3 protein-coding genes are annotated in these 3,690 nt (G+C 72.9%); all 3 read left to right on the top strand.

Annotation, left to right across the window (positions count from 1 at the left end; translation table 11 throughout):
* Window positions 1-7: 7 nt before the first annotated feature.
* Genes HGA02_RS13055 through HGA02_RS13045 form a run of 3 tightly spaced genes read left to right on the top strand, consistent with a single transcriptional unit; the run spans window position 8 to window position 3,618 of the window.
* Window positions 8-1,540 carry an MmgE/PrpD family protein gene (locus tag HGA02_RS13055; RefSeq protein ID WP_168679374.1) on the top strand — a complete coding sequence of 511 codons (1,533 nt, stop codon included), beginning with the start codon at window positions 8-10 and terminating at the stop codon, window positions 1,538-1,540.
* Complete coding sequence (prpB, locus tag HGA02_RS13050; protein ID WP_168679372.1) at window positions 1,540-2,433, top strand: methylisocitrate lyase; 894 nt, start codon at window positions 1,540-1,542, stop codon at window positions 2,431-2,433. The genes HGA02_RS13055 and prpB overlap by 1 nt, the downstream gene beginning before the upstream one ends.
* Before the next feature lie 54 nt (window positions 2,434-2,487).
* Window positions 2,488-3,618 carry a bifunctional 2-methylcitrate synthase/citrate synthase gene (locus HGA02_RS13045; RefSeq protein ID WP_210728534.1) on the top strand — a complete coding sequence of 377 codons (1,131 nt, stop codon included), beginning with the start codon at window positions 2,488-2,490 and terminating at the stop codon, window positions 3,616-3,618.
* Window positions 3,619-3,690 lie beyond the last annotated feature (72 nt).

Here is a 3,690-nt window from a genome sequence, read left to right as displayed (position 1 = left end):
AGGCACGTTGCCCCGCACACACCACCTGCGCGTGCACCCGAGCGCCGACCGCCTGGCGCGCAGCGACCAGCTCGCGTGGGCGATCGCGGAGGTCGCCGCCGACCCGGTCCCGGTGCCCGACGACGTCGTCGACATGGTCGTCAACCGCGTCATCGACAACGCCGCCGTGACCGCCGCGTCCCTCACCCGCTCCCCCGTCGTCGCCGCGCGCGCGCAGGCCGTCGCGCACCCGCACGCCCCGTCGTCGGCGCGGCACGGGTCGACCGTCTCGGGTCTGGCGCCCGACGTGCGCGTCTCCCCGGAGTGGGCCGCGTGGGCCAACGGTGTCGCGGTGCGCGAGCTCGACTACCACGACACGTTCCTGGCGGCGGACTACTCGCACCCGGCCGACAACATCCCGCCGCTCGTCGCGGTCGCGCAGCACGTCGGCCGGTCGGGCGCGGACCTCGTGCGCGCGATCGCCACGGGGTACGAGATCCAGGTGGACCTGGTGCGGGCGATCAGCCTGCACGCGCACAAGATCGACCACGTCGCGCACCTGGGCCCGTCGGTCGCGGCGGGGCTCGGCACGCTCCTCGGGCTCGCGCCGGAGGTCACGTTCCAGGCCGTCGGGCAGGCGCTGCACACGACGACGGCGACGCGCCAGTCGCGCAAGGGTGAGATCTCGTCGTGGAAGGCGTACGCCCCGGCCTTCGCCGGGAAGGTCGCGATCGAGGCCGTCGACCGGGCGATGCGCGGCGAGGGGGCACCGAGCCCGATCTACGAGGGCGAGGACGGCGTCGTGGCGTGGATGCTCGACGGGCCGGACGCGTCGTACGACGTGCCGCTGCCCGGGCCGGGCGAGCCGAAGACGGCGATCCTCGACACGTACACCAAGGAGCACTCGGCGGAGTACCAGTCGCAGGCGCTCATCGACCTGGCCCGCCGGCTGCACCGGGAGCGCCCCGACCTGGCGGACCCCGCGAACGTCGCGTCGATCGTGATTCACACGTCGCACCACACCCACTACGTCATCGGGTCCGGCGCGAACGACCCGCAGAAGTACGACCCGACCGCGTCGCGCGAGACGCTCGACCACTCGATCCCGTACATCGTGGCGGTCGCGCTGCAGGACGGGCGCTGGCACCACGTCGACTCCTACGCCCCGGAGCGCGCGGCCCGGCCGGACACCGTCGAGCTGTGGCGGAAGATCACCACGACCGAGGACCCGGTGTGGACCGCGCGGTACCACTCCACCGACCCGGCGGAGAAGGCGTTCGGCGGCGGGCTCGAGATCACGACGACGAGTGGCGACGTCGTCGTCGAGGAGATCGCCGTCGCCGACGCGCACCCGCTCGGCGCGCGCCCGTTCACACGACCGCAGTACGTCGAGAAGTTCCGCACGCTCGCGACCGACGTGCTCGGCGAGGCCGAGGTCGAGCGGTTCCTCGACGTCGCGCAGCGCCTGACGTCCCTGGGGCCCGACGAGCTCGCGGGCCTCACGCTCGTCGCACCCGCCGCGGTCCTCGACGCCGTCCGTTCCCCGGGAGGACTCTTCTGATGCTGTACGCGACGACGACCGCCGCGGAGAAGCGCGTCGCCCTGCGCGAGGCCCTCGGGTCGGGGCGGCTGCTGCGCCTGCCCGGAGCCTTCAACCCGCTGTCGGCCCGGCTCATCGAGTCCAAGGGGTTCGACGGGGTCTACGTGTCCGGAGCCGTGATCTCGGCGGACCTGGGGCTGCCGGACATCGGCCTGACGACCGCGAGCGAGGTGACGCTGCGCGCGGGGCAGATCGCGCGGCAGAGCAACCTGCCGTCGATCGTCGACGCCGACACGGGCTTCGGCGAGCCCATGAACGTCGCGCGCACCGTCCAGGGTCTCGAGGACGCGGGCCTCGCCGGCTGCCACATCGAGGACCAGGTCAACCCCAAGCGGTGCGGGCACCTCGACGGCAAGGACGTCGTCGACGACGAGACCGCGCTGCGCCGCATCCGCGCGGCGGTGGACGGCCGTCGCGACCCGAACTTCCTCGTGATCGCCCGCACCGACGCGCGCGCCGTCGCCGGGCTCGACGCGGCCATCGACCGCGCGCACGCGCTCGTCGACGCGGGCGCCGACGCCGTGTTCCCCGAGGCGCTCACGACCCCCGACGAGTTCGCGGCCTTCCGCGACGCGCTCGACGTGCCGCTGCTCGCCAACATGACCGAGTTCGGCAAGGGCCGGCTGCTCACCGCGCAGGAGCTCGACGACCTCGGCATGAACATCGTCATCTACCCCGTCACGCTGCTGCGTCTCGCGATGGGCGCGGCCGTGGCCGGGCTCGACGAGATCCTCGCGACCGGCACGCAGGAGGGGCTGCTCGACCGCATGCAGACGCGCGCCGAGCTGTACGACCTGCTCGACTACGCGTCCTACAACCGGTTCGACGAGGGCGTGTTCAACTTCAGGCTGTAGCGCCCGCGCACCGGGCGTCCGTGCAATTTCCGTCAACGGCGATGGAGGCTGTGCATGACCGAGATCCACAAGGGGCTCGCCGGCGTGGTCGTGGACACGACCGCGATCTCGTCCGTCGACCCGGACAGCAACTCGCTGCTGTACCGCGGCTACCCCGTCGACCAGCTCGCCGAGCGCTGCCTCTTCGAGGAGGTCGCCTACCTGCTCTGGCACGGCGAGCTCCCGAACGCCGACGAGCTCGCCGCGTTCCAGGGCCGCGGCCGGTCCCAGCGCACCCTCCCGGACCCCGTCGTCGACGCCGTGCTCGCGCTCCCCACGACGTGCCACCCGATGGACGTCGTCCGCACCGCCGTGAGCGTCATCGGCGCGCACCACCCGCGTGCCGAGGACCCGTCGCCCGAGGCGAACCTCGCGAAGTCGGTCCAGCTGCTCGCGCAGCTGCCCGCGGTCGTCGCGATCGACCAGCGGCGCCGCCGCGGCCAGGAGCCGATCGCGGCCCGCGACGACCTGCCCTTCGCCGAGAACATCTTCTGGATGACGTTCGGCGAGGTCCCCGACCCCGTCGTCGTCAAGGCGTTCGAGGTCTCGCTCATCCTCTACGCAGAGCACTCGTTCAACGCCTCGACGTTCACCGCGCGCGTCATCGCCTCGACGCTGTCCGACCTGCACTCCGCCGTCACCGGCGCCGTCGGCGCGCTCAAGGGCCCGCTGCACGGCGGCGCCAACGAGGCGGTCATGGCGACGTTCGCCGAGATCGGCTCCGCGTCGCGCGCCGCGTCGTGGCTCGACGAGGAGATGGCCGCCAAGCGCAAGGTCATGGGCTTCGGGCACCGCGTCTACAAGCACGGCGACTCGCGCGTCCCCACCATGCGGCGCTGGCTCGAGCAGCTCGTCGAGCACTACGACCGGCAGGACCTGCTCGACCTGTACGTCGCGCTCGAGGACGCGATGACGCAGCGCACCGGCATCCTGCCGAACCTCGACTACCCCACCGGTCCGGCCTACCACCTCATGGGGTTCGACACCCCCACGTTCACGCCGCTGTTCGCCGCCGCGCGCGTCGTCGGGTGGACCGCGCACGTCATGGAGCAGCTCGCGTCCAACTCCCTCATCCGCCCGCTGAGCCGGTACGACGGCCCGGCCCGCCGCGACGTACCCGCACGCGACGCGACCGGGCCCGCCTAGCCCGGGTCGTCGACGACCCGCCCGCCGCCGGTGGCGCGCCCGTAGAGTGCACCGGCGAGCGGGCGGACGTCG

The sequence above is a fragment of the Cellulomonas septica genome (assembly GCF_012396155.1).
GTDB classification, from domain to species: domain Bacteria; phylum Actinomycetota; class Actinomycetes; order Actinomycetales; family Cellulomonadaceae; genus Cellulomonas; species Cellulomonas septica.
The sequence above is the reverse complement of the archived record's forward strand: the minus strand, read 5'-3'. Positions and strand labels throughout refer to the sequence as shown.

Bases quoted from the DNA above. Each gene is read 5' to 3' on its own strand.
- prpB (WP_168679372.1), top strand. From the start codon at position 1,540: ATGCTGTACGCGACGACGACCGCCGCGGAGAAGCGCGTCGCCCTGCGC.
- HGA02_RS13045 (WP_210728534.1), top strand. From the start codon at position 2,488: ATGACCGAGATCCACAAGGGGCTCGCCGGCGTGGTCGTGGACACGACC.